Here is a 23202-nt window from a genome sequence, read left to right as displayed (position 1 = left end):
GGCGGCCGCCGCGCTCAGGTCGCGGCGGCCGCCGCGGCTCACGCGGCCGGCTGGCCCGGGGGGAGGCGGACGGTGACGATCAGCCCGCCGCCCGGCCGCGGCACCGCGTAGACGGCGCCGCGGTGCGCCAGCACCACCGAGCGGACGATCGACAGGCCGAGCCCCGCGCCCTTGGCGGACTCGACGCGGTCGGCGTTCAGCCGCCGGAACGGCTCGAACAGCCGCTCCACCTCGTAGGCGGGCACGACGGGCCCGGTGTTCTCGACCTGGACGGTGGCGTAGCCCTCCAGCATGCCGGTGCGGATCCACAGCTCGCCGCCGTCCTCGACGTTGTGCTTGATCGCGTTCTCGACGAGGTTGGACACCAGGTGCTCCAGCAGCACCGGGTCGCCGAGCGCCGTCCCGGGCGTCAGCTCGGGATGGACGGCGACGTCGTTGTCGTGCTCGCGGCGGGCCGACTGCTCCAGCACCGTCGCCGCCACCTCCGCCAGGTCGACCGGCGTGCGGGCGGTCAGCTCCCGCTCGCTGCGGGCGAGCAGCAGCAGCCCCTCGATGAGCCGCTCGTGCCGGGCGTTGGTCGCCAGCAGCGTCCGGCCGACGGCGCGCAGGTCGTCGGAGACCTCCGGGTCGCCGAGCGCCACCTCCAGCAGCGTCCGGTTGATCGCGAGCGGGGTGCGCAGCTCGTGCGAGGCGTTCGCGACGAACCGCCGCTGGGTGTCGAACGCCTGCCCGAGCCGCTCCAGCATCGCGTCGAACGTGTCGGCCAGCTCCTTGATCTCGTCGTCCGGGCCCTCCAGCGCGATCCGCTCGTGCAGCGTGCTCTCCGAGAGCCGGCGCGCGGTGGTGGTGACCCGCTGCAGGGGGCTGAGGGCCCGGTCGGCGACGAACCAGCCGAGCACCAGCGTGATGACGCCGACCCCGCCGAGCGCGAGCAGCGACCGCCCGACGAGCTGGCGCATCGTCTGCTCGACGAACTGGCGCTGCAGCTCGGCCGCCTCCGCGTCGGAGATGCCGAAGCCGATCACCTTGACGTTGCCGAGGATGTTGGCCATCAGGACCGACATCACGAACAGCAGCAGCGCGCCCGCCATGAAGAACAGCAGCCCGTACAGCAGGGTGAGGCGCAGCCGCACGCTCATCCGGCCCGGCATCACCGTCATCGGGGCGAACGCCCCGCCGCCCTCGCCGCGCCACATGCCCTTCGCGGCCGGGTGCGGCTGGGGGACCTGCTGCGGGCCGGGGCGGCGCCACCGCCCGCCGCGCCGGGCTCCGGCGTCGCCGGAATCGCCGGGAGGCGCGGCCGGCCGGGCGGCCTGCGCGCCGCTCTCCCGGTCCGGGCCGGCGGCCTGGCCGTCCGGCCCGTCCGGGCGGTCCTGGGGTGCGGTCTCCTCGGTCACAGGCGGTATCCCACTCCGGGCACGGTCTCGATCACCGGGGGGTCGCCGAGCTTCTTGCGGAGCGTCATCATCGTGACCCGGACCACGTTGGTGAACGGGTCGATGTGCTCGTCCCACGCCTTCTCCAGCAGGTGCTCGGAGCTGACGACGGCGCCGTCGGCGCTGAGCAGCACCTCCAGCACCGCGAACTCCTTGCGGGTCAGCTCCACCGGGCGGCCGTCGCGGGCGACCTCGCGGCGGGCCGGGTCGAGGGTGATCCCGGCGCGCTCCAGGACGGGCGGCAGCGGCGCGGCGGCGCGCCGGCCGAGGGCCCGCACCCGGGCGATCAGCTCGGCGAACGCGAACGGCTTGGCCAGGTAGTCGTCGGCGCCGATGGACAGGCCCTCGACCCGGTCGTCCAGCTCCCCCGCCGCCGTCAGCATGATGATCCGCGCGGGGTAGCGCTGCGAGACGAGCTGCTTGCAGACGTCGTCGCCGTGCACCTTGGGCAGGTCCCGGTCCAGCACGATCACGTCGTACTCGTTGACGCCGGCCCGCTCCAGCGCGCCCGCGCCGTCGTAGGCCACGTCCACCGCCAGCGTCTCCCTGCGCAGGCCGGTGGCGATCGCGTCGGCGAGCACGCGCTCGTCCTCGACGACTAGAACACGCAAAGGGTCCCCCTCCTCGTCGGGGCGCGGCCGGCCCCGCGCCCGGAACATGGCGCATCACACATGCCCGCCTCACATATGCCATGGAGGCCGTAAGACGCCCGTAAGCAGCTGTTCCTCTCCCGGTACGCCAGATGGTGATCTCGCGGACGCAAGGATCCGCGAAAATTGCATCGCAAGACAGGTTTACCTTCAGCCTAGGCCTGGGTAGGCATGGGCACGATCCGGGAGGAGGCCCATGGGCGAGTTGACACGCATGATCCAGCAGCGGCTCGACGACGCGTACGCGTCGCTGCGGAGCGCCCACCAGGCTGGGGACGCCTACCTGGCGGACATCCGCCGGGAGGAGATCGAAGACCTGCGCCGGATCGCAGCGAACAACGACATCGGCGTCGAACCGCCCCGCTGCGACTGACCCCCGCCGTCGCAAGGCGCTGTCCGTGACGGGGAGCCCGGGACCCGGTCCCGAGCTCCCCGTTGTCGTTGCCGTTGCCGTTGCCGGTGAGGCCCGCTCGCGTCAGTCCCTGGCCGGGTCGAGCGGGGCCAGCAGATCGTGCAGGGCCTCGAACGTGCCCGGGCCCGCGGCGATGGTCAGCTCCGGGCTGGGGGCCGCGCCGTGCAGCCCCTCGACGCGCCCGCCCGCCTCCCGGACGATCAGCCCGCCCGCGGCGATGTCCCACGCCTGCACGCCGCGCTCGTAGTAGGCGTCCGCCCGCCCCGCCGCGAGGGAGCACAGGTCCACGCAGCACGACCCGCCCCGGCGGATGTCGCGGATGTTCGGCAGCACGCCGGTGAGGACCTCCGCCTGCCGCGCCCGCCGTCCCGCCTCGTAGCCGAACCCGGTGGACACCAGCGCCCGGCCCAGCGGGACGTGGGCGTTCACGCGCAGCTCGCGCGTGCCCGCCGCGGTGTGCTGGAGGGCCCCGCCGCCGCGCACGGCCGTGTAGGTCTCCTCCCGGCGCGGGATCTCCACCACGCCGGCGACGGCCTCGCCGTCCACCTCGGCGGCGATGCTGACCGCCCAGTCCGGCAGGTCGTAGAGGTAGTTGACGGTCCCGTCGATCGGGTCGACCACCCACCGCACGCCGCTCCCGCCGGCCTGCGAGCCGCCCTCCTCGCCGAGGAAGCCGTCGCCGGGGCGCACCGCCCTGATCCGCTCGATGATCAGGCGTTCGGCGGCGCGGTCCATCTGGGTGACGACGTCGGTCGGGGACGACTTGGTCTGGACGACGTCCGGGCCGCCCGCCGGCCGCTTGTCGACCAGCATCCGGCCGGCCTCGCGGGCGGTCGCCGCGGCCAGGTCCAGCAGTTCCTCGGCCAGGCTCATGAGACCCCTTCCAGGAGGTGGCGGGGCAGCGCGGCGAAGCGCGGGTCGCTCCCGGGCGTGGCGGCGCGCTCGAACGCGAGCCCGAGCTCCGCGGCGCGGTCGGCGGCCTCGACGTCGAGGTCGTACTTGACCTCCATGTGGTCGGAGACGAACCCGATCGGCACGACCGCCACGGCGCGGACGCCCCGGCCGTGCAGCTCCTCCAGGTGGTCGGTGATCTGCGGCTCCAGCCACGGCTGGCTCGGCGGCCCGCTCCGGCTCTGGTAGACGAGGTCCCACGGCGCCCCAGGGGCCGCCTGCCGCGCGACCGCCTGCGCGGCGGCGTGCAGCTCCGCGGTGTACAGCTCCCGGTTGGGCTGGGACAGCGGCACGCTGTGGGCGGTGAACACCAGCCGCGCGCCCTCGGGCAGGCGGCCCAGCGCGTCCTTCGTCGCGTCCACGAACGGTTCGAGGAAACCGGGGCGGTCCGCGTAGACGGGGAGCTTGTCGATCTCGGGGGCGCCCGGCACCTCCGCGCGGGCGCGGGCGATGTCCTCGAGGTACTGGTCGTTCGTCGAGTAGCCGCTGTAGGCGGACGTGACGAACGCGGCGGCGCGCCGGATCCCGTCCTCCTCCATCTGCCGGACGGTGTCGGCGAGGTAGGGGGTCCAGTTCCGGTTGCCCCAGTACACGGGCAGGTCGACGCCGTTGGCGGCGAAGTCGGCCTCGATCGCGGCCTTGAGCTCCCGGCACTGCCGGTTGATCGGACTGACACCGCCGAACAGGAAGTAGTGCTCCCCCACCTCCTCCAGGCGTTCCTTGGGGATGTTGCGCCCCCGGGTGACGTTCTCCAGAAACGGGATCACCTCTTCGGGCCCTTCCGGCCCTCCGAAGGACAGCAGAAGCAACGCGTCATACGACGTCATGCGTCCATCCAATCAGCCGTCGGGCCGATTCCCCGCCAGGGGTGCTCACTCGTAGCGCGCCGAGTACGCCCTCGCCAGGTTGAGGACCTTCTGGACGTACCAGTCGGCGTGGTTGTACTGCCAGACCGCCCTGTAGAGCTGCCGCCCGCCCTGGCCCGCCCCGTTCGCGCACAGGTACTTGGCCGCCCCCGGGATGGCGTCGTAGGGGTTCATGATGTCGGCCTTGCCGTCGCCGTCGCCGTCCACCCCGTACGCCTTCCACGTCGAGGGCAGGAACTGCATCGGGCCGAGCGCGCCCGCGCTGGAGCGGCCCGCGTTGCGCCCGTGGTCGCTCTCGACCTGGCCGATCGCGGCGAGGACCGTCCAGGACAGGCCGCGGCAGCTCCTGGCCGCCTGCTTGTAGAGGTCCAGGTAACTGCCCGAACGGCCGCCGTCCGCCGGTGCCTGGTACTTGCTCTCGTGCAGGTTCAGCACGCTCGTGCCGGGGCCGAGGACCTTGCCGACGGCCTTGACGACCTTGGCGGGGTCCACCCCGGGCGCGTTGACGAGGACCGCCACGTTGGGGACGAGGCCCATCTCCTGCCCGGACTTCCTGCTGACGAGCATGTCGATGCCGGGCAGGCCGAGCGGACCGGAACCGCCCATGGTGAGCTTCGGCATCGTCCGCGCCACCACGGGGTACTGGTAGCCGCGGTTGAGCTGGAGCTGCTGGGCGGCGTCCGGTGAGACCACGAACTGGTCACCGGCCAGGGCGGCCCACAGGTCGGTCTTCTTCGCCGTCGCGGGGGGCGTCCAGGAGCGGAACGCCGACGGGTCCACGGCGAGCGCGTTCACCTGGCGGCCCTGGAGCTGGACGGCGCCGCCCGCGACGGCCGCCACGTCCCCGACCCTGCCGAGCCTCGCGATCCGATTGATCTTGGCGGCGGGGATCGAGGCGGTCCCGACGGCGAGCACGTCGGGCGGCACGACGCGGCGCAGCGGCGCTACCTGGCCGCCGGTGGCCACGTTGACCGGGTCGCCGGGACGCACGCTCGGCGGCGCCGCCTCCTGCGGCGACTCGGCCCCGGCCGGATCCGCCTTCTCGGTGGTCAGCGCCGCGTAGACGCCGCCGGAGGTGCTGGCGACGGCCAGGACCGCGATACCGCCGATGAGGAGGGGCAGCGCACGGCCGCCCCGCCGCGGCCCCGCGTCCGGGCGCCGCGGATCCCGCTTCTTCTTCTCGGGCTGGTTCTTCTCGGGCCGGGGCCGGTGCGGACGGGCGGCGGGCGCCTCACCACCGCCGATCGCGCCGGTGCGCGGAGCTGAAGGAGGAGCCACAACATTTCCCCACGAGTCTCGCTACGGACGGTTAGCCTGCCGTGGTTACCGGATCGTACGGTATCGACGACTCTGTGCCCCCGCTCGGGCCGTCCAAAAATGTGAACTTTCCTCACGATCGATTCGTGAGTAGAGTCACGGCATGTCCCCAGCGACCAAGCAGACGTGGCGGAACTGGGCGGGAAACCAGCAGGCCACACCGCATCGCGTCGCCGCACCGCGCAGCGCCGACGAGGTGGCCGCCGCGGTCCGGTCGGCCGCCGCCGACGGCCTCACGGTCCGCATGACCGGCACAGGGCACTCCTTCACCGGCGCCGCCGTCGCCGAGGGGGTCCTGCTCCGTCCCACCGCGCTCACCGCGGTCCGCTCCGTCGACACCGCCACGGGGCTCGTCACCGTCGAGGCCGGCCTGCCGCTCCACGCGCTCAACCGCGTTCTGGAGGAGCACGGCCTCGCGCTGGCCAACATGGGCGACATCCAGGAGCAGACCGTCGCGGGCGCGCTGCAGACCGCGACGCACGGAACCGGGCGCGACGCCGCCGGCCTCGCCTCCCAGGTCGCCGCCCTGGAACTCGTCCTCGCCGACGGCACCGTGGCGAACTGCTCGCGCGAGGAGCGCCCCGACCTGTTCGCCGCGGCCCTCGCCGGGCTCGGCGCTCTCGGCGTCGTCACCGCCATCACCTGGCGGACCGTCCCGGCGTTCCTGCTGCGCGCGCAGGAGGCCCCGATGAAGTGGGACGAGGTCCTCGCGCGCGTGGACGAGTTCGACGCCGCCAACGAGCACTTCGAGTTCTACTGGTTCCCGCACACCGAGGGCTGCCTGACCAAGCGCAACAACCGGGTCGAGGGTCCGGCCGAGCCGCTGTCGAAGGTCAGGCACTGGCTGGACGACCGGTTCCTGTCGAACACGGTCTTCGGCGCCGTCAACAGGGTCACCCACCGGGCCCCCGCCGCGACGCCCTTCGTCAACGGCATCTCCGCCAAGGCGCTGGGGGCCCGCACCTACAGCGACACCTCGTACAGGGTCTTCACCAGCCCGCGCACGGTCCGCTTCAAGGAGCAGGAGTACGCGATCCCGCGCGAGGCGCTCGTCCCCGCGCTGCGCGACCTCCGCACCCTGTTCGCCAAGCGGGACTGGCGGATCAGCTTTCCCATCGAGGTCCGGCTGCTTCCCCCCGAGGACGCCTGGCTGTCGATGGCGCACGGCCGCCAGAGCGCGTTCATCGCGGTGCACGTCTACCACCGCGACCCGCACGAGGACTACTTCGGCGGCGTCGAGGACCTTCTGACCGGGTTCGACGGCCGTCCCCACTGGGGCAAGCTCCACACCCGCGGCGCCGCCTACCTGGAGAAGGCGTACCCCCGGTTCGGCGACTTCCGCGCCCTGCGGGACGAACTGGACCCGGACCGCCGCTTCGCGAACCCCTACACGAGGCAGGTCTTCGGCGACTAGCCGCACCCGGCCTTCCCGGCGGTCGCCGGGCTCAGCCGCCCGGCGTGGAGCGCGGGTCGGGGACGCCCTGGCCGCCGTCCTGCGGGCCTCCGGTGGTCGCGGGCGCCTCCGGCGTCGTCGGCGCCGTCGTCGGCGGCACGGTCGTGGGCTCCTGCGTCGGCCGCTCGGTCGGCTCCGACGACGGCTGCGGCGCCGTCGATCCCGGTCCCCCGGTGGGCGCCTCGCTCGTCGGAGTGCCGCTCGGCGTGGAGGTCGGCTTGTCCGTGGCGCCTCCGGAGGGGACCTGCGAAGGCGTGTCGGCCGGCTTCGCGCTGCCCCCGCCGTCGAGGACCTTCGTGACGGTCAGGCCCTTGCCGCCGGCACCGCCCACGGGCCGGCCGGTGCCCGCCTCGTAGATCGTGATCCCGCCGATGACGACCGCGAACACCGCCGCCGAGGAGACCACCAGCTTCACCCAGTGCGCCTTGGCCCACTCCACCGTGCTCTGCCACGCCGAGCGGCGGACGACCTGCCGGACCGCGTCCTCGCCGGCCTCCTCGGCGAACGCGGCGGCGACCGTCTGCGCGGGGTCCAGGCGCGTGGCGTTCGGATCGCCGCCGGGGTCGAGCCGCGTGGCGTTCGGGTCTCCCCCGCCGAACACGGGGTCCAGGCGCGTGGCGCCGGGATCGCCCGACCACACCGCGGTCCGGGTCGGGTCGGCGCTCCTCGCCTCGCCGGCCGCGCCCTCGGCCATCTCCCGCCGCCGGACCGCCGACTGCAGGTGCGTCAGCTCCTTGATCTGCTCACGGCCCTGGTCGAGGTAGTGCTTGCCGACCGCCGACCCCGCCGTGGAGATCACGCTCATCAGGGCCGCGCCGATGATCGTCCCGTACACGCCCAGGAAGGACGCGCCCAGGGCGGCGACCGCCGTCGCCACCGCACTCGCGATCAGCTGCGTCGTGCTCACGTCCGGCAGCTTGCGCGGCATCGCCTGTCTCACCCCTGTCTGTCGCCACGGACACCCCGAGATTGAACTGATCGGAAGGACGCGGGTGTTCCTGCCCACGACGTGACGCTCGCAACGTCGAACCGGCGGGGCGTTCACGGCCTCGTCAGGAACGGTGTGGAAAAGGATGGACAAGAATCGAGCAGAGCGGCCCCCCGCCGGTCGCGGCACCGGCAAGCTTGGTCAGGTGCCCTCTTCGACCTCGTGAAGAGGGCTTCGAGAGCGGCGATGTTCGGACATGCCGGGTACGGTGCTGGCAGCAGGTGTGTCCGAAAGAGAGACTCGGGAACCCGGGGGAAGGGCACGCATGCGCCCTCGGTGGGCATCGGACGGCCGACCGGTGAGAGCACGGTCGCGCGGTCCGGCGTCCTCCGTGCCGTCTGGACAGGGCAGGAAGGACACGCATGCAGGAGCTGCGCCTCGTCGCGGTCAGCGAGGACGGTACGTACCTCGTCCTGGCCACCGCGGGCCGAGGCACCCGGTTCACCCTGCCCGTCGACGACCGGCTCCGCGCCGCGGTCCGTGGGCACTTCTCCCGCCTCGGCCAGTTCGAGATCGAAGTGGAGAGTCCCTTGCGCCCCAAGGAGATCCAGACCCGCATCCGGTCCGGGGAGACCGCGGAGGAGATCGCCGAGTCGGCGGGCATCCCGGTCGAACGGGTCCGCTGGTTCGAGGGTCCGGTCCTGCAGGAACGCGAATACATGGCCCAGCAGGCGCAGCGCGTCGCCGTCCGCCGCCCCGGCGAGTCGACCCCGGGCCCGCCGCTCGGCGAGACCGTCGAGGAGCGCCTCGGCCGCGGCGGCGTCGACCTGGAAGAGGTCGAGTGGGACTCCTGGAAGTGCGAGGACAACACCTGGCGCGTCCGGCTGTCCTTCTTCGAGGGCGGCCGCCCGCACGCCGCCGAGTGGACGTTCGACCCGCGCCGCCGGCACGTCTCCCCGCTGGACGAGGTCGCCGCCCGGCTGACCTCCGTCGAGTGGGACGACGACGACGCGCTCTCCGACACCGTCACGCCGCTCGTGCCGCGCCGTCCCGCGATGAAGGTCGTCTCCAGCGACCGCGACGCCCCGCCCGGCCGCGGGCTGCCCGCGCGCGGCCTGCCCGCCGAGCCCGAGCAGCCGGCGCCCGAGCCGCTGCGCGCCGCCGAGCCCCGCGCCTACATCGTCGAGCGCGGCCGCATGGTCGACCCGCGGCCCGCCTTCCGTGAGGCGACCGAGCCGCCCTCCCTGCGCGAGGCCGCCCCGCCGCGTCCTGCCGCGCACGCCCCTGAGCCGCCCTCTCCGGCCCCGCCCGCCGAGGAGGCGGCCACGGAGGCGCCCTCCGCCGAGACGCCCGCCGACGAGCCCGTCACGGCCGTCCAGAGCGAGGAGCCGCACGGCGTCGCCGCCGCGCTCGGGTCGGCCGAACCGGCCGAGTCCCCCGGTGCGGACGACGAGACCGCGGCCGAGACCGCCGAGCCGGGCGAGGCGGCGGCCGAGAGCATCGCCGACGAGACCGCCGCGGAGGAAGCGCGCCCCGCCGAGGCCGCCGAGGAGCCGGAGGACGAGGCCCGGGTTCCCGAGGAGATCGAGGCGATCGACGCCGACGACCTCGAAGAGGTCCGTGAAGAGGAGCAGGCGTCCGCCGAACCGGCCGGATCGGCCGAGCCGGCCCTCCGGGAGCAGGCGGGCGAGAGCCGCGACGACCCCGAGGCCGGCGAAGCGCACGAGGCAGAGCAGGTGCGGGAAGCGGCCGGCGCGCCGGAGGCGGTGGAGGCTCCCGAGCCCGCCCCTTCGGCCGAGCCGGAGGAACCGGCCGAGCCCGCCGAGGCGCCGGCCGCCGCCCGGCCGCGGGTGGAGGACGACGCGCCGCGCGTTCCCGAGGAGGAGCGGGAGGCCGAACCCGTCCGCAGGCCCGCTCCGGCCCGCGAGCCCGCCGCGGAGAGCACGCCCGTGGCTCCGCCGCGGCAGCCCGCGCGGCCGCCGGCCAAGAAGAAGCCGGCGGCGCGGCCCACCATGCCCGCCGCCGCTCAGGACAAGCCGGTCACCGGATCGCCCGCCGCCGCCGCTGCGGCCGGGGAGCCCGCGGGCACGCAGCGTCCGGCCCGGCGCCGCAAGGCCAAGGGCAAGCGCGCCTCCGTCCCGTCCTGGGACGAGATCATGTTCGGTGCCCGCCGGCCGGAATAGTCTCCGCGCCCGCACCGGGCGGCCCGTCCAGGAACGGGGTCAGCCACGCCGGGGTGATGGCGGCGGCGAGGGCCACGGCGCCCTCCTCGGACATGTCCGTCGCCGAGCAGCCCCCGTCGCCCGCGCCCACGGCCGCGAAGAGGGTGGCGAGGCCCAGCCTGCGCTGGAAGAGCGTCTGGCGGACCCGCCAGCCGATCACGGCCGAGTGCTCGACGACGACCTGGCGGCGGCGCAGGGAGCCCGACCGCACGGTGAGGCGCTCCCCGTCGGTGGCGTGGCCCAGCTGGCGGTAGCGGTCCAGCCCCAGCGGCACCACCAGGACGGCGGTCGCGGCGCACGCGTACGCGACCCACGGCTGCCCGGCGAGGACGGCCAGGACGGCGACGCCCAGCGAGGGCGCCACCGCGCGGACGACGCGGCGGCTCCGCGCGGCCGGCGGGTGCGCGGTCAGCGGCCCGGGGAGGTTCCCGACGACCCGCGCGGCGAGGGCCTCGGCGGCCGCCCGGGGCGCGGCGGGCAGCAGCCGCCCCCGCTGGGCTGCGTCCCCCAGCCCGGTGATGAGGGCGCCGAGGCGCGTCACGCCCGCCGCGCGCTCGAACGGGTTGTCGGCGAGCTCGACGCCCCGCAGCCGGCGGCGTTCGAGGGAGACGCTGCGGCGGGTGACGAGCCCCCGCTCGGCGACGACGGACCCGTCCCGCTCGTGGACGGTGAAGTCCCAGTTGAAGAGGGTGAAGACGATCACCGACATGACGGGCATGGCGATCAGCGTGAGGATGACCAGCGCCAGCACCACGGCGGTCGGCAGCCCCACCACGTCGTGGCCGAGCGTCTCCACGCGCTCCCGCGTGATCAGACCGAGGTCGTCGCCGAGGTTGTAGACGGTGCCGAGGAGGCTGCCCGCCAGCGCGAACGGCGTCAGCAGGTAGGCGCCGCTGAGCGGGGCGTACAGGTACCAGCGGCGCCGCATGCGGCCGAGGGTGCGGCGCGGAGGGACCGGGGCGTCCCGGGCGAGCAGGACGCCGCGCAGCCGTTCGGCCTCGCCGAGCGAGACCGCGTTCAGCTCCCCCTCGCCGCCGTCCGCGCCGGCGTCGATGCTCACGACCGCCAGCCCGAGCAGCCGGTGCGGGAGGGACGCGGTGATGTCCACGCCCCGGATCCGGTCGCGCGGGATGCTCTTGACCGACCGGCCGACGAGCGCGCGCCGGAACTCGATGCGGTCCTCGTGCAGCACGTAGGTGAACGTCGCCCAGTTCGCGACGTGGAAGACCAGCCCGAAGGCCAGCCCCACGAGCGTGAAGTAGAACGCGGTGGACAGCCCGCCCACGAGCAGGCCCGTCGCGCCGGCGGCGAGGAGCGCCAGGAGCTCGCGGACGGCGCCGACCACGAAGGTGAGCGGATGCAGGCGTGCGGTCACGTGGCGTCGTCGCGGAGGTCGTGCGCGCGGTGCGCGAGGTCTTCGGCGAGGCGCGTCGCCACGGCCACGGGCAGGCCCGCGACCTCCGAGGAGCCGGTGTGGGAGGCGGTGTTGACCTCGATGGTGGCGAGGCCGAGCATCCGTTCGATCAGCCCCTGCTTGCTGTCGACGGTCTGGATGCGCCCGACGGGAACCAGCAGCCATTCGCGGCTGAACCAGCCCGTCCGCGTGTAGACGACGTCGGAGCTCACCTCCCAGCGGTGGACGCGGTACCGCCACACGGGCGCGACCGTGACCACCAGCAGCCCGGCGGCGCCGACGATGGAGGGGAGCCAGCCGATCCGGCCGGTCAGCCAGGCGGGCAGCGCGTCCCAGCCCGCGTCGCCGATCCAGGCGGCCACGCCGAGGGCGAGGCCGAACGCCAGGCCCCACAGCAGCAGGTACTCGATGGCCCAGTGCGCGATCGCGCGGGGCGAGACCCGGTGTTCGGGCGGCCTCAGACGCGGCGGGCGCGGCCCCCCGCCGTCCCTCCGGCGACCAGGCCGCACCGACGTCACACGGCGAGTCTAGAGCGCCGGACGCGCCTTCCCGCCGCCCCGCGCGACCGGAAACGCCGAGGAACCGGCGGCACGATCGCGGGCGCGCCGTCGTTTCTGTCAGTGGCGCGTGCGAGATTGTCGGTGGCGCGTGCCACGTTGTGACGTGGTTCACGCCGCCGCGGGGCGTCGCCTGGGCGGCGGCGGAAATTCGAATGCACTTGAACCGGACTCCGCCTATTTTGGCTGGTCCCCCTGGCCGGGGGCGTGGGCGTCCGGCAACCGAGTCCTAGGAGATCCCATGACCTACGCGATCCAGGCGGACGGCCTGGAGAAGCGGTTCGGTGAGACCCGGGCGCTGGACGGCGTCTCCCTCACCGCCGAGGCCGGAACGGTTCTCGGCGTGCTGGGGCCGAACGGCGCCGGCAAGACGACCATGACCCGTATCCTCGCCACGCTGATCGAGCCGACGGGCGGCGCCGCCCGGGTCGGCGGGTTCGACGTGGTGAAGGACGCGCACAAGGTGCGGCAGCTGATCGGGCTCACCGGCCAGTACGCCGGCGTCGACGAGATGCTGACCGGCACCGAGAACCTCATCCTGATCGGGCGGCTGCTCGGGATCTCGCGCCGGGACTCCAGGGCGCGCGCCGCCGAGCTGCTGGAGCGCTTCCAGCTGACCGACGCCGCCGAACGCGCCGCCAAGACCTACTCGGGCGGGATGCGCCGCCGCCTCGACCTGGCCGCGAGCCTCGTCGGGCGCCCGCAGATCCTGTTCCTGGACGAGCCGACCACGGGCCTCGACCCGCGCAGCAGGAACGGCCTCTGGGACATCGTCCGCGGCCTGACCGACGACGGCGTCACCGTGCTGCTCACCACGCAGTACCTGGAGGAGGCCGACCAGCTCGCCGACGACATCATCGTCATCGACCGCGGCCAGGCCATCGCGCACGGCACGTCCGACATGCTCAAGGCCCAGGTCGGCGGGCAGGTGCTGGAGGTCAGGCCGGTCGACGCGGCGGACGTGGCGGCGGTGGAGCGCATCGTCGGCGAGCTGGCCGAGGCCGTCCCGGAGGTCCGCGACGACCTGGTCAGCGCGCCGATCACCGACCCGCAGCTGATGCCGGCCGTGGTCCGCCGCCTCGACGAGGCGGGCGTCGCCGTCGGCGAGCTGTCGCTGCGCAAGTCCAGCCTGGACGAGGTGTTCTTCGCCCTCACCGGCCACCACACCGACGACATCGACGCCGAGGCCGACGCACTGCAGAAGCAGACCGACAAGGAAGGCGCCTCCGCATGACCACCGCGACGCTCGCGCCGCAGGATCTGTCCAAGCGGGTCGCGCCGGCCACGGCCCTGCGCAACACGGTCACGCTGGCCTGGCGCAACCTGGTGCAGATCAAGCACAACCCGATGGAGCTGCTCGACCTGTCGATCCAGCCCATCATGTTCGTGCTGCTGTTCGCCTACGTGTTCGGCCCGCCGATGGCCGGCAGCGTCGAGGCGTACCTGCCGATCGTGATCCCCGGCATCATCGCCCAGAACGCCCTCTTCGCCGGGATGAGCACCGGGTTCGGGCTCAACACCGACATCACCAAGGGCGTGTTCGACCGGTTCCGCAGCCTGCCGATCGCGCGCAGCGCCCCGCTGGCCGGGCGGATCATCGCCGACACCGTCAAGCAGGCGTGGTCGATGACGATCCTGCTGCTGGTCGGGTTCGCCATCGGCTTCCGGGTGGAGACGAACGCGCTGGCGGTGCTCGGCGCGTTCCTGCTGCTGCTGACCTTCGCGATCCTGTTCTCCTGGACGTCGGTCTTCATCGCGATGAAGGTCAGCGAGCCGGAGAAGGTGCAGATCTTCGGCTTCGTGGTGATCTTCCCGCTGAGCTTCCTCAGCACGGCGTTCATCCCGTCCACGAAGGGCATCCCCGGCTGGCTGGCGTACGTCATGGACAACAGCCCCGTCACGCAGCTGGTCGAGGCGATGCGCGGCCTCCTGGTCGGCGGCCCCGTCCTGGAACACGCCTGGATCGCGCTCGCGTGGGGCGTCGGCATCTCGCTGGTCTTCGCGCCCCTGTCGCTCCGTGCCTTCAAGCAGCGCGCCTGAGGCGCGACGGAGGCACTGCCGAAGCGCGACTGAGGCACTGCTGAAAACGGGGAACGCCCCGGCGGTCGATGACCGCCGGGGCGTTTCGCGCGAAACTGCTCAGGCCGCGTTCTGCTCAGGCCGCGTTCTGGTCAGGCCGCGTTCTGGTCAGGCCGCGTTCTGGTCAGGCCGCGTTCTGGTCGGCCTTCGCCTTCGCCTTGCCGTCGTCGAGGGCCGCGAGCTCGAAGTCGGCGCGCGGCTGCTCGATGGTCGCGAGCGAGACGGTCTCGCGCTTGAGGAACAGCGCGAGCGTCCAGTCCGCGATGACGCGGATCTTGCGGTTGAAGGTCGGGACCATCGCGCCGTGGTAGCTGCGGTGGAAGAACCACGCGGGCCAGCCCTTGAGCTTGATGCCGAGGGGGTTGGCCACGCCCTTGTGCAGGCCGAGGCCCGCGACGGCGCCGAGGTTGCCGTGCACGTAGGGCTTGAGCGTCTTGCCGCGCATCGACCGCACGATGTTGTCGCCGAGCAGCTTCGCCTGGCGGACGGCGTGCTGGGCGTTCGGCGGGCAGAACATGCCGTCCTCGGTGAGGTCCGGGATCGCGGCGTTGTCGCCCGCGGTGAACGCGCGGACGAGGCCCTCGATGGTGAGGTACTCGGTGCCCTTCACGCGGCCGCGCTCGTCGACCGGCAGGTCGCCGTTGCGCACGACCGGCGACGGCTTGACGCCCGCGTTCCACACGAGGGTGCCGGCCGGGAAGCTGCTGCCGTCCGACAGCTCGATCTGGCCGTCCACCGCCGACTGCAGGAAGGTGTTCATCTTCACCGCGATGCCGCGGCCGCGCAGCTGCTCGGCGGTCCACTTGCCCATGTCGGGGCCGACCTCCGGAAGGATGCGGTCGGCCGCCTCCACCAGGACGAACCGCAGGTCCTGCGGCGTGACCTTGCGCATGTACTTGGTGGCGTCGCGGGTCATGTCCTCGAGCTCGGCGACCGCCTCGACGCCGGCGAACCCGCCGCCGACGAACACGAAGGTCAGCGCCTTGCGGCGCAGCTCCACGTCGTCGGTCGACTCGGCGATCTCCAGCTGCTCCAGGACGTGGTTGCGCAGGTGGATGGCCTCGCCGACGGTCTTCAGGCTGATGCCGTTCTCGGCCAGCCCGGGGATCGGCAGGAGCCGCGGCACCGCGCCGGCCGCCATGACCAGGTAGTCGTAGGTGATCCGCTCCGGCGGGCCCGCCAGCGGCTGGACGATCGCCCATCGCTCGTCGTGGTTCAGCTCGGTCACGCGCGCCTTGCGGACGGTGCACTTCGGCAGCACCCGGCGCAGCGGGACGACGACGTGCCGCGGGGAGATGTTCCCGGCGGCGGCCTCGGGCAGGAACGGCTGGTACGTCATGTACGAGTTGGGGTCGACGACGGTGACCCTGACCTCGCCCCTCTTCAGCTCCCGCTTCAGCTTCTTCTGCAGGCGAAGAGCGGTGTACATGCCCACATAGCCGCCACCCACGATGAGGATGTGGGGAGCGCCGGGGGTCCCCTGGGCGGTCCTGGCCATTGCGGCCCTCCAATGTCACGGTCGGCTTGTGAAGACATTCACAAACTAGCGGATGGAACGTGCCGTTCACCAATCAGGAACCAGGAAAGAACCGCCGAACTTCCCGTTCTGGCAAAGGATCCCGCCGATACGGGTGTGAAACCCGCCACTACTTGCCCAAAAGCGGGGTGGAGCGCAGCAATGCACGCATGACGAACGTCACAGGACACCGCCGTGGGCGGCGGCCTCCCGAGGCGGGGCGAACGGCCCGTCCCACCCCCGGAAAACCCCTAAGGTTGGGGCGGACGAGGAAGGGGGCGCCGGCGGCGGGACGCGCGCGGCCGACAATCGGGGGCCGAGATGACGGCGATCCGGCGGCGCGCGGCGTACGATCTCGCCCGGGAGCGTATCGATGATGAGCAGAGACCGGCGGCCGGTCACGGCCGCGGCGGGCGCGCTCGCGCTCGCCGGGGCGCTGAGCGGCTGCGGGCTGATCGGCCAGCCCCAGAACAAGAGCGCGGAACTGTCGGAGTGGTTCACCGTGACCAGCCCGGTCTTCCGCGATGGGCGCGAGTTGCCCCCGCGATACGGCTGCACGACGTACCCTGGCGGACAGGGCAAGACCCCGCCGCTCCGGTGGTCGGGCACGCCGGCCGGCACCCGGTCGTTCGCGATCGTGGTGGACGACCCGGACGCCTCCGGCGGCGCCAAGGTCCACTGGGTGATCGCGGGCATCGACGGAACCGTGAACGAGCTGGTCGAAGGCGCCCGGCTCGACGGGACCGTCGAGGGCTTGACCACAGGCAAGAAGGCGGGTTACGCGCCTCCGTGCCCGCCCAAGGGAGAGAAGCATCGGTACCGGTTCAGCATCTACGCGCTGGACGATCCGGCGCCGTTCCGGAACGGCGCGGCTCTGAAGGACTCGCTCCCCGCGATCGCCAAGCACACGGTGGGGCGCGGGCGGATCACCGGGAACTTCGGCGGCGAGCAGGCGCGTTGACCGTGGAGCCTGCGAGGACGGGGCCGGGACGGCCCCGGCGGGGGCCGGAGCTGTCAGGGGCGTGCGGGTCGGCGGAGTTGGCCGATCGGCACGCGCCGTGTGAGGGTAAATGTGCGCGAAGGGTGTGACAACGGTCATAGCGGTCGGAGAGAATCGGGTTAAGCCAAGGCGGCGGAAACCCGTGACTATCCGGACGCTGGCGACAATCGGGACGGACCCGCGGTCCGCGCTGGCGACTCTCGCCGGGCCAAGGCATTGGGTGGTGGCATGACTTCTTACATCGTGGTCTTCGGCCTCATTGTGGTCGTCGTCCTCGTGGTCGTCCTCGTGGCCCTCGGCCTGCGGGCCAGCAGGGCTGGGGGCGATGACGACGACGACTGGATGGACGACGAGCCGCAGAAGCAGCCCCGCGGCCGCCGAGGAGTCCCCCCGCCGCAGGAGCAGATGGGCGGCGGCCCGGACGAGTACGGCCCCGGGTACGACGAGGGCTACGACGGCGGTTACGACCGCGCTCCCGAGCCCGTTCCCGACCGTCGCGTCGCCGGACCCGGCGGCGGCCCGCTCGCCGCTCCCACCTCCGCCCCGGGGCCGTCCGCCCCGCCGCCCCCGCCTCCGGGCCAGGCGTCGGACGAGATGGAGGACGACGACTACTGGGCGACGATCACCTTCGACAAGCCCAAGTTCCCCTGGCAGCAGAACGAGGGCGGCCCGCGCCCCGAGAGCGACCCGGCCGCCGACCCGCTGAACGCGCAGTCTCCCCCGCAGGCTCCCCCGCCCGAGCAGCCGGCCATCGAGCCGCCCGGCCTCACCCAGCCCGTCTCCCTCGGCCCCGACGGCACCGTCCTCAACGGCCTCGGCACCGGCCCGCAGCAGACGCCCCCGGGCCCGGGCGGGTTCCAGGGCGGCTCCCCGTTCCCCGGCAACGACCCGGGCGCGACGTCGCTCGACCCCATCCCGACCGACCTGGCCGGACCGGGCGCCCCCGGCGGCCACGGCGGCACCGGCCCGCAGAGCCCCTTCGGCGGCCCCGGCGCGCCCGACCAGCCGGTGTACGGCGGCCAGGAGCCGCAGCCCGCGTACGGAGCGTCCGACTACGGCTCGGGCGACCCGTCCTACGGCGGCCAGGACCAGTACGGAAGCCAGGACCAGTACGGCGTCCCGGACCAGTACGGGAGCCAGGACCAGTACGGCGCAGACCAGCCGCAGTACGGCGCAGACCAGCCCCAGTACGGCGCAGACCAGCCGCAGTACGGCGCAGACCAGCCCCAGTACGGCGCAGACCAGCCCCAGTACGGCATCCCCGAACAGCCCCAGTACGGCTCCCAGGAGCCGTCCTACGGCGACTACGCCTCCGACCCGCTCGGAGGCCGTCCGGCCGCCGGCCCGCCGCCCGGAGGCCGCCAGGACTACGACCTGCCGCTCGGCTCGTCCGGCCCCGGCGGGGCCCTCGGCGGCGACCCGCTCGGGCTGCCCCTCGGCCGTCCCGAAGAGCCGCCGGCTCCCCCCGCCCCCGCCCCCGCCGCCCCGGCGGCGCACGGCGGCGGCTCTGACACCGACGGCCACAAGCTCCCGACCGTCGACGAACTGCTCCAGCGCATCCAGTCCGACCGGCAGCGGTCGGGCCCGCCCTCGCCGTCCGAAACGGGCGGTTCCTACGGCGGCTCCCTGAACGACCCGCTGAGCGACCCGCTCGGCACCGGCTCCTACGGGACGACCCCGCCCGGCCCGCCGAGCACCGGCAACACCGGCCCGTGGCCGTCCGGCGGCCAGCAGGGCGGCGGCTCCGGCCAGGGCTACGACTCCGGGATCGGCGGCCCGCCCGGATACGGGCAGGGCCAGCCGAACGACGGCTACCCGACCGCCCCCGCCTACGGCGACTCGCAGCGCTACGACGACCCGCTCGGCGGGTTCGGCGGCGGCGGAGCCGGAGGCGGCGGCGAGACCGGCACCGGGGGTTCCGGGGCCTACGGCGACTTCAGCGGCAGCAGCTACAACGGCGGCGACCCGCTGGCCGCGCCGCACGACCCGGGCACCGGCGGCTACGCCGACCCGAACGCCACGCAGGCGTACGGGTCCGGCTACTACGGCGGCGCGCCGCAGCAGCAGGGCGGCTACCCGCAGGGCGGCCAGCAGAACGACAACCCCCCGTACGGCTCCCAGCAGCCCACCGACGACTGGGAGAACTACCGCCGCTGACCAGGGCACACCTGATCGAGGGCCGCCGGATCCGTCCGGCGGCCCTCGTCGTGTCCGAGGGAAGCGCTGAGCACATGATTGAATACGTTGTGTGACTTTTAAGCCACCGAACGCATCCACGCTCCGGCGAGATCTCCTCGCCTCGTTCGTCGTATTCCTCGTCGCGATCCCGCTCTCGCTGGGCATCGCCGTCGCCTCCGGCGCACCCGTCGCCGCCGGACTGATCGCCGCCGTCGTCGGCGGCATCGTCGCGGGCCTGATCGGCGGCTCGCCGCTCCAGGTCAGCGGGCCCGCCGCTGGGCTCACCGTCCTCGTCGCCGGCCTCGTGCAGACCTACGGCTGGCGCGCCACCTGCACGATCACCCTGCTCGCCGGACTCGTGCAGATCGTCCTGGGCGCGAGCCGGGTCGCGCGCGCCGCCCTCGCCGTCTCCCCCGCCGTCGTGCACGGCATGCTCGCCGGGGTCGGCGTCGTCATCGTCCTCGCCCAGGTCCACGTGGTCCTCGGCGGCAGCCCCCAGCAGTCGGCCGTCGCGAACCTGAGCGAGCTGCCAGGCCAGCTCGCGCGGCCGCACACGCAGTCCGCGCTGGTCGCCGGGCTGACCGTGCTCGTCGTGCTGGGCTGGTCCCGGCTGCCGAAGAGCGGGGCGCTCCGCCTCGTCCCGGGCCCGCTGCCGGCCGTCGCCCTGGCCACCGCCCTCGCCTGGGCCCTCGGCTGGAGGGTGCCGCGCGTCGACCTGCCGTCCTCGCTGCTGGACGGCTGGACCCTCCCCGTCATGCCGGAAGGGACACTGTTCGGTATCACCGGAGCGGTCATCTCCGTGGCGCTCGTGGCAGCCGTCGAGTCCCTGCTGTGCAGCGTCGCCGTCGACCGCTCCCGCCCGGCGGGCGTCCCGTCCGCCGATCTCGACCGCGACCTGCTCGGCCAGGGCGCCGCGAACGCCGTCTCCGGCGTGCTGGGCGGGCTGCCGATCACCGGCGTGATCGTCCGCAGCACCGCCAACATCGAGGCGGGCGGCCGCACACGGCTGTCACCCATCCTGCACGGCGTCTGGGTCCTCGTCCTCGCCATGGCCTGCGGGCCGCTCATCGAGCAGGTCCCGCTGGCCGCGCTCGCCGCGCTGCTGGTCGTGCTCGGCGTCCGGCTGGCCGACCTGTCCCGGGTCCGCGCCCTGCGCCACCACCGCGAGGCGCCCGCCTACTTCGTCACCCTCGGGGGTGTCGTGCTGTTCGGTCTCGGCGAGGGGGTCCTGCTCGGCATCGGGGTCATGGCGGTGCTGGCCCTGCGCCGGCTCACCCGGCTCTCGGTCCGGACGGAGCAGTTCGTGCCCGCCCCCGGCGACGCGCCCGCCTCGCCCCGCTGGCACGTGGTCGTCGAGGGCACGTTCACCTTCCTCGGCGTTCCCCGCGTCGCGCGCGCCCTGCAGCAGATCCCGGCGGACGCCCGCGTCGACCTCGACCTCAACGTCGACTTCATGGACCATGCCGCGTTCGACGCCGTCCACCGCTGGAGGCTCGCCCACGAGCGCCAAGGGGGGAGGGTCGACATCGACGAGGTTCACGAGGCTTGGTATGAAAGAGCTGTGACTGGCGATATCTCCCAAGCTGCCAAGACTCCGCCTCCGGCCCGCTGGTGGGCCCCCTGGGCCAACCGCCGGCGGCGAACCGAGGCCGCGCTGGACGCACCCGAGATGTCCCCGGCGGACGTCCTGCTGAACGGCGTCCGCGAATACCACGGGCGCACGGCCCCGCTCGTCCGCCCGATCATGGCCGAGCTGGCGATGGAGCAGAAGCCCCAGCATCTGTTCATCACCTGCGTCGACTCGCGCATCGTGCCCAACATCATCACCGCGAGCGGCCCCGGCGACCTGTTCATCAACCGCAACGTCGGCGCCCTCGTGCCCCGGCGCGGCTCCGGGACGCCCGACGACTCGGTGGCGGCCACCGTCGAGTACGCCGTCAACGTCCTGGGCATCAAGACGATCACGGTCTGCGGCCACTCGAACTGCGGCGCGATGGCCGCCCTGCTCGCCGGCGGCTCCGAGGTCGAGCACCTGGAGGGCCTGTCGCGCTGGCTGAAGCACGGCAACCACAGCCTCGCCCGCTTCCTCGCCGAGGAACCGCCCGCCGACGAGCAGCCCCTCACCCGCCTCTGCAAGATCAACGTGATGCAGCAGCTCGACAACCTGCGGACCTACCCGTGGCTGCGGGAGCGGGTCGACTCCGGCGACATCGAGCTGGTCGGCCTCTACCTCGACCTCGGGTCCGCCAACGTCGAGGTCTACGACCAGGCCGGCGGCGTCTTCGTCCCCGTCCCGGACGAGGCCCCGCGGACCCGGTCCCTCACCTGACACAGGCGCGGGTCGTCCTCCGGCAGGACGACCCGCGCACCCGGCTCATCAGCGCCCGACGAGCTCGTCCTCGCCGCGCGTGTAGCTGCGGACGTACATCCCCGTGACCTTGCGCGCCCGGCGCGAGCGCCTGTCCGTCGCCGGCAGGAACAGCGCGTCGCGCCGGCTGGCGCGCGAGAAGTCCCACAGGTACACCAGGCTCCCCAGCACCCCGGCGAGCACAAGGGCCACGAACACGATGACGATCATCATCGCTCCTCTCCACGGGACTCCAGCACCCCGGTCCCGCCGCCGTCACCGATCAGGGCGATCAGCTCTTACCTGGACGGTATGCGCCCCGTTTGAAGGCCTCTGTGTCCCATGACCTGTTTCAGGAGAGTCTCTGTCCCCAACCCGTCGGCCCCCGGCCGCCCCGCGCACGATTCAGCGGTTGCCGGTGACCGGCGTTCCCGGACGGTAGCGGTGCAAGGTTCATGGCCGCGGACACGGACCGCGGCCCGATCACAACCGAGGAGGTCCTCTCATGACGAGGAAGATCAGCTTCGACCGGGGTCCCGGGGGTGAACTGGTCGACGTCAGCGACGACGGGAAGACGACCACGTACTCCGACGGGTCGAAGCACGTCCGGCCGGAAGACGGGGCGTCGCCCGAGCGCGTGGAGCCGAACGCCGTCAGCTTCGACCGGGGTCCCGGGGGCGAGCGGGTCCACGTCAGCGACGACAAGAAGACGATCACGTACTCCGACGGGTCGAAGACCATCCGGCCCTAGGCGGTACGCGAAGTCACCCACTGACGCCGTACCGGCCGCACGACAGGCCTGACGGCGTCCTCAACACAGCATCATCGGGGCCCGGCCACCACCGGGCCCCACCTCCCGCCGAGGTCCCGGACGGCCTGGCCGTCGTCCGGCGCGGTGCCGAAACGGCAGAAGGCGGACCAGGCGGCTTTTCAGGGGTTTCGTCACCGGGCCCCGGAGTGCGGTGCGGCACCAGAACGGCCTGCGATCATGGTCTTATGTCGAGGGGACGTTCGCGCCGCTATCGCCCGGTCCATGTCGCCTGCGTCATCATCGCTTCCGTCACGGGTCTGCTTTCAGTCGTCTGGATCGGCGGCACGATAGCCGCGTGGGCAGGACAGGCGGGCAAGGCGCGAGCGACCGCGCAGATACTGGAAGTCGGCGGTAACCGCTCCTCCGGCCACCTAGTCGTCGAGTTCCCGACGGCCGACGGCAGGAGGGTGAAGGCTGAGGAGAGCCGGCGCGACTGGCCTGGAAGCGCCGGGCAAGGAACCCAGGTAGAGGTCGCCTACGACCCCGAGAACCCGGCTGACGTTCAGCCGTTCCAGGACCTGGGAAAGTCGTTGGCCGCGTGGGCGGTGTTCACGCTCGCCGCGGTCGCCTCGGGCGCCGGCGCCTACCGCACTCGTGCCCGCCCATCCGCCGCAGCGTAGAGCCACGGTCGTGCCCTGATGGGAGGACCCGGGGGCGGACGAGTCGGCCTGTAAGCCGGGTTCTGTGTCCGCCGGCCCTTGCGGGGCGGCGGGTGACGGCCATCCATCTCGGGCCGCCGTTGCCGGCGGTCTCCAGCGGTCTACCCGCAGGCTCGGGCGGGCCGCCCTCAGGCACCTGCGCGGGGCCTCTTGCGGGGCCCCTTCTTGACCTTGCTCCGGGTGGGGTTTACCTAGCCGCCCACGTCACCGTGGGCGCTGGTGAGCTCTTACCTCACCGTTTCACCCTTACCACCGGCGGACCGGTGGCGGTCTGCTTTCTGTGGCACTGTCCCGCGGGTCACCCCGGGTCGGCGTTACCGACCACCCTGCCCTGTGGAGCCCGGACTTTCCTCGACGGGGATCGCTCCCCGACGCGGCCGTCCGGCCGGCTCGTCCGCCGTGGTTC

Annotated in this window: 20 protein-coding genes and 1 other RNA gene; 10 read left to right on the top strand and 11 right to left on the bottom strand. The window is 73.2% G+C overall.

The window, feature by feature from the left end:
• Positions 1-38 precede the first annotated feature (38 nt).
• Both AB0C87_RS31830 and AB0C87_RS31825 read right to left on the bottom strand, forming a co-directional pair.
• A complete protein-coding gene (locus AB0C87_RS31830) occupies positions 39-1397 on the bottom strand; it encodes a HAMP domain-containing sensor histidine kinase (protein WP_345178498.1) in 1359 nt (452 codons plus the stop codon).
• Positions 1394-2047 (bottom strand): response regulator transcription factor, encoded by a 654-nt coding sequence (locus AB0C87_RS31825; protein ID WP_345178499.1) that lies wholly within the window; start codon positions 2045-2047, stop codon positions 1394-1396. Before AB0C87_RS31825 ends, AB0C87_RS31830 begins: the two co-directional genes overlap by 4 nt.
• A gap of 235 nt (positions 2048-2282) precedes the next feature.
• Here AB0C87_RS31825 and AB0C87_RS31820 point away from each other — a divergent pair, with 235 nt between their 5' ends.
• Complete coding sequence (locus tag AB0C87_RS31820) at positions 2283-2459, top strand: hypothetical protein (protein ID WP_345178501.1); 177 nt, start codon at positions 2283-2285, stop codon at positions 2457-2459.
• Positions 2460-2561: 102 nt separating this feature from the next.
• Here the strand turns inward: AB0C87_RS31820 and AB0C87_RS31815 are convergent, their stop codons facing one another.
• The 3 genes from AB0C87_RS31815 to AB0C87_RS31805 are packed head-to-tail and all read right to left on the bottom strand — an operon-like array spanning position 2562 to position 5593.
• Positions 2562-3371: an inositol monophosphatase family protein gene (locus tag AB0C87_RS31815; protein WP_360580897.1), complete on the bottom strand. Its 810-nt coding sequence runs from the start codon at positions 3369-3371 to the stop codon at positions 2562-2564.
• Entirely contained in the window at positions 3368-4276 is a 909-nt protein-coding gene (locus AB0C87_RS31810; RefSeq protein WP_360580895.1) for a ferrochelatase, read from the bottom strand. The genes AB0C87_RS31815 and AB0C87_RS31810 overlap by 4 nt, the downstream gene beginning before the upstream one ends.
• Before the next feature lie 45 nt (positions 4277-4321).
• Complete coding sequence (locus tag AB0C87_RS31805) at positions 4322-5593, bottom strand: lytic murein transglycosylase (RefSeq protein ID WP_360580893.1); 1272 nt, start codon at positions 5591-5593, stop codon at positions 4322-4324.
• 142 nt (positions 5594-5735) lie between these two features.
• Between AB0C87_RS31805 and AB0C87_RS31800 the strand changes: the two genes are divergently transcribed.
• Positions 5736-7046, top strand: coding sequence for a D-arabinono-1,4-lactone oxidase (locus tag AB0C87_RS31800; RefSeq protein WP_360580890.1), 1311 nt, complete (start codon positions 5736-5738; stop codon positions 7044-7046).
• A gap of 31 nt (positions 7047-7077) precedes the next feature.
• On the opposite strand, the gene AB0C87_RS31795 is transcribed toward AB0C87_RS31800, so the two are convergent.
• The gene (locus AB0C87_RS31795; RefSeq protein WP_353833292.1) at positions 7078-7992 is read right to left on the bottom strand and encodes a hypothetical protein; all 915 of its coding nucleotides are present in this window, start codon (positions 7990-7992) and stop codon (positions 7078-7080) included.
• 443 nt (positions 7993-8435) lie between these two features.
• Here AB0C87_RS31795 and sepH point away from each other — a divergent pair, with 443 nt between their 5' ends.
• The gene (sepH, locus tag AB0C87_RS31790; protein ID WP_360580888.1) at positions 8436-10196 is read left to right on the top strand and encodes a septation protein SepH; all 1761 of its coding nucleotides are present in this window, start codon (positions 8436-8438) and stop codon (positions 10194-10196) included.
• Here sepH and AB0C87_RS31785 read toward each other — a convergent pair.
• Entirely contained in the window at positions 10168-11610 is a 1443-nt protein-coding gene (locus AB0C87_RS31785; protein ID WP_360580886.1) for a PH domain-containing protein, read from the bottom strand. The genes sepH and AB0C87_RS31785 overlap by 29 nt on opposite strands.
• Complete coding sequence (locus AB0C87_RS31780) at positions 11607-12167, bottom strand: PH domain-containing protein (protein WP_345178515.1); 561 nt, start codon at positions 12165-12167, stop codon at positions 11607-11609. Before AB0C87_RS31780 ends, AB0C87_RS31785 begins: the two co-directional genes overlap by 4 nt.
• Positions 12168-12447: 280 nt before the next feature.
• On the opposite strand from AB0C87_RS31780, the gene AB0C87_RS31775 reads away from it, so the two are divergent.
• Entirely contained in the window at positions 12448-13440 is a 993-nt protein-coding gene (locus AB0C87_RS31775) for an ATP-binding cassette domain-containing protein (RefSeq protein ID WP_345178516.1), read from the top strand.
• Positions 13437-14246, top strand: a complete 810-nt coding sequence (locus AB0C87_RS31770; RefSeq protein WP_345178517.1) for an ABC transporter permease — start codon at positions 13437-13439, stop codon at positions 14244-14246. The genes AB0C87_RS31775 and AB0C87_RS31770 overlap by 4 nt, the downstream gene beginning before the upstream one ends.
• A gap of 163 nt (positions 14247-14409) precedes the next feature.
• On the opposite strand, the gene AB0C87_RS31765 is transcribed toward AB0C87_RS31770, so the two are convergent.
• The gene (locus AB0C87_RS31765) at positions 14410-15783 is read right to left on the bottom strand and encodes an NAD(P)/FAD-dependent oxidoreductase (protein WP_345178520.1); all 1374 of its coding nucleotides are present in this window, start codon (positions 15781-15783) and stop codon (positions 14410-14412) included.
• Positions 15784-16174: 391 nt separating this feature from the next.
• Here AB0C87_RS31765 and AB0C87_RS31760 point away from each other — a divergent pair, with 391 nt between their 5' ends.
• The 3 genes from AB0C87_RS31760 to AB0C87_RS31750 all read left to right on the top strand — a co-directional run bounded on the left by AB0C87_RS31760 (position 16175) and on the right by AB0C87_RS31750 (position 21308).
• Complete coding sequence (locus tag AB0C87_RS31760) at positions 16175-16762, top strand: YbhB/YbcL family Raf kinase inhibitor-like protein (protein ID WP_353833294.1); 588 nt, start codon at positions 16175-16177, stop codon at positions 16760-16762.
• A gap of 267 nt (positions 16763-17029) precedes the next feature.
• On the top strand, positions 17030-18958 hold the full coding sequence (locus AB0C87_RS31755) for a hypothetical protein (RefSeq protein WP_360580883.1): 1929 nt from the start codon (positions 17030-17032) through the stop codon (positions 18956-18958).
• Between the two features lie 91 nt (positions 18959-19049).
• A complete protein-coding gene (locus AB0C87_RS31750; RefSeq protein ID WP_345178525.1) occupies positions 19050-21308 on the top strand; it encodes a bifunctional SulP family inorganic anion transporter/carbonic anhydrase in 2259 nt (752 codons plus the stop codon).
• 48 nt (positions 21309-21356) lie between these two features.
• Here AB0C87_RS31750 and AB0C87_RS31745 read toward each other — a convergent pair whose 3' ends face one another.
• A complete protein-coding gene (locus tag AB0C87_RS31745) occupies positions 21357-21560 on the bottom strand; it encodes a hypothetical protein (protein WP_353833296.1) in 204 nt (67 codons plus the stop codon).
• Positions 21561-21831: 271 nt separating this feature from the next.
• On the opposite strand from AB0C87_RS31745, the gene AB0C87_RS31740 reads away from it, so the two are divergent.
• Entirely contained in the window at positions 21832-22077 is a 246-nt protein-coding gene (locus AB0C87_RS31740; RefSeq protein ID WP_353833297.1) for a hypothetical protein, read from the top strand.
• Between the two features lie 245 nt (positions 22078-22322).
• Complete coding sequence (locus tag AB0C87_RS31735; RefSeq protein WP_345178528.1) at positions 22323-22757, top strand: DUF3592 domain-containing protein; 435 nt, start codon at positions 22323-22325, stop codon at positions 22755-22757.
• A 35-nt stretch (positions 22758-22792) separates the two neighbouring features.
• Here AB0C87_RS31735 and rnpB read toward each other — a convergent pair.
• Positions 22793-23189, bottom strand: an RNA gene (gene rnpB, locus AB0C87_RS31730) — RNase P RNA component class A.
• Between the last annotated feature and the right edge of the window lie 13 nt (positions 23190-23202).

The sequence above is a fragment of the Actinomadura sp. NPDC048021 genome, from assembly GCF_040653135.1.
GTDB lineage: Bacteria > Actinomycetota > Actinomycetes > Streptosporangiales > Streptosporangiaceae > Spirillospora > Spirillospora verrucosospora.
This window is presented reverse-complemented; position numbering and strand designations above follow the sequence as displayed.

Coding starts and splice junctions, on each gene's coding strand:
- AB0C87_RS31745 (WP_353833296.1), bottom strand. CDS start 21,560: ATGATGATCGTCATCGTGTTCGTGGCCCTTGTGCTCGCCGGGGTGCTG.
- AB0C87_RS31800 (WP_360580890.1), top strand. CDS start 5,736: ATGTCCCCAGCGACCAAGCAGACGTGGCGGAACTGGGCGGGAAACCAG.
- AB0C87_RS31770 (WP_345178517.1), top strand. CDS start 13,437: ATGACCACCGCGACGCTCGCGCCGCAGGATCTGTCCAAGCGGGTCGCG.
- sepH (WP_360580888.1), top strand. CDS start 8,436: ATGCAGGAGCTGCGCCTCGTCGCGGTCAGCGAGGACGGTACGTACCTC.
- AB0C87_RS31740 (WP_353833297.1), top strand. CDS start 21,832: ATGACGAGGAAGATCAGCTTCGACCGGGGTCCCGGGGGTGAACTGGTC.
- AB0C87_RS31735 (WP_345178528.1), top strand. CDS start 22,323: ATGTCGAGGGGACGTTCGCGCCGCTATCGCCCGGTCCATGTCGCCTGC.
- AB0C87_RS31775 (WP_345178516.1), top strand. CDS start 12,448: ATGACCTACGCGATCCAGGCGGACGGCCTGGAGAAGCGGTTCGGTGAG.
- AB0C87_RS31810 (WP_360580895.1), bottom strand. CDS start 4,276: ATGACGTCGTATGACGCGTTGCTTCTGCTGTCCTTCGGAGGGCCGGAA.
- AB0C87_RS31815 (WP_360580897.1), bottom strand. CDS start 3,371: ATGAGCCTGGCCGAGGAACTGCTGGACCTGGCCGCGGCGACCGCCCGC.
- AB0C87_RS31755 (WP_360580883.1), top strand. CDS start 17,030: ATGACTTCTTACATCGTGGTCTTCGGCCTCATTGTGGTCGTCGTCCTC.
- AB0C87_RS31820 (WP_345178501.1), top strand. CDS start 2,283: ATGGGCGAGTTGACACGCATGATCCAGCAGCGGCTCGACGACGCGTAC.
- AB0C87_RS31765 (WP_345178520.1), bottom strand. CDS start 15,783: ATGGCCAGGACCGCCCAGGGGACCCCCGGCGCTCCCCACATCCTCATC.
- AB0C87_RS31760 (WP_353833294.1), top strand. CDS start 16,175: ATGATGAGCAGAGACCGGCGGCCGGTCACGGCCGCGGCGGGCGCGCTC.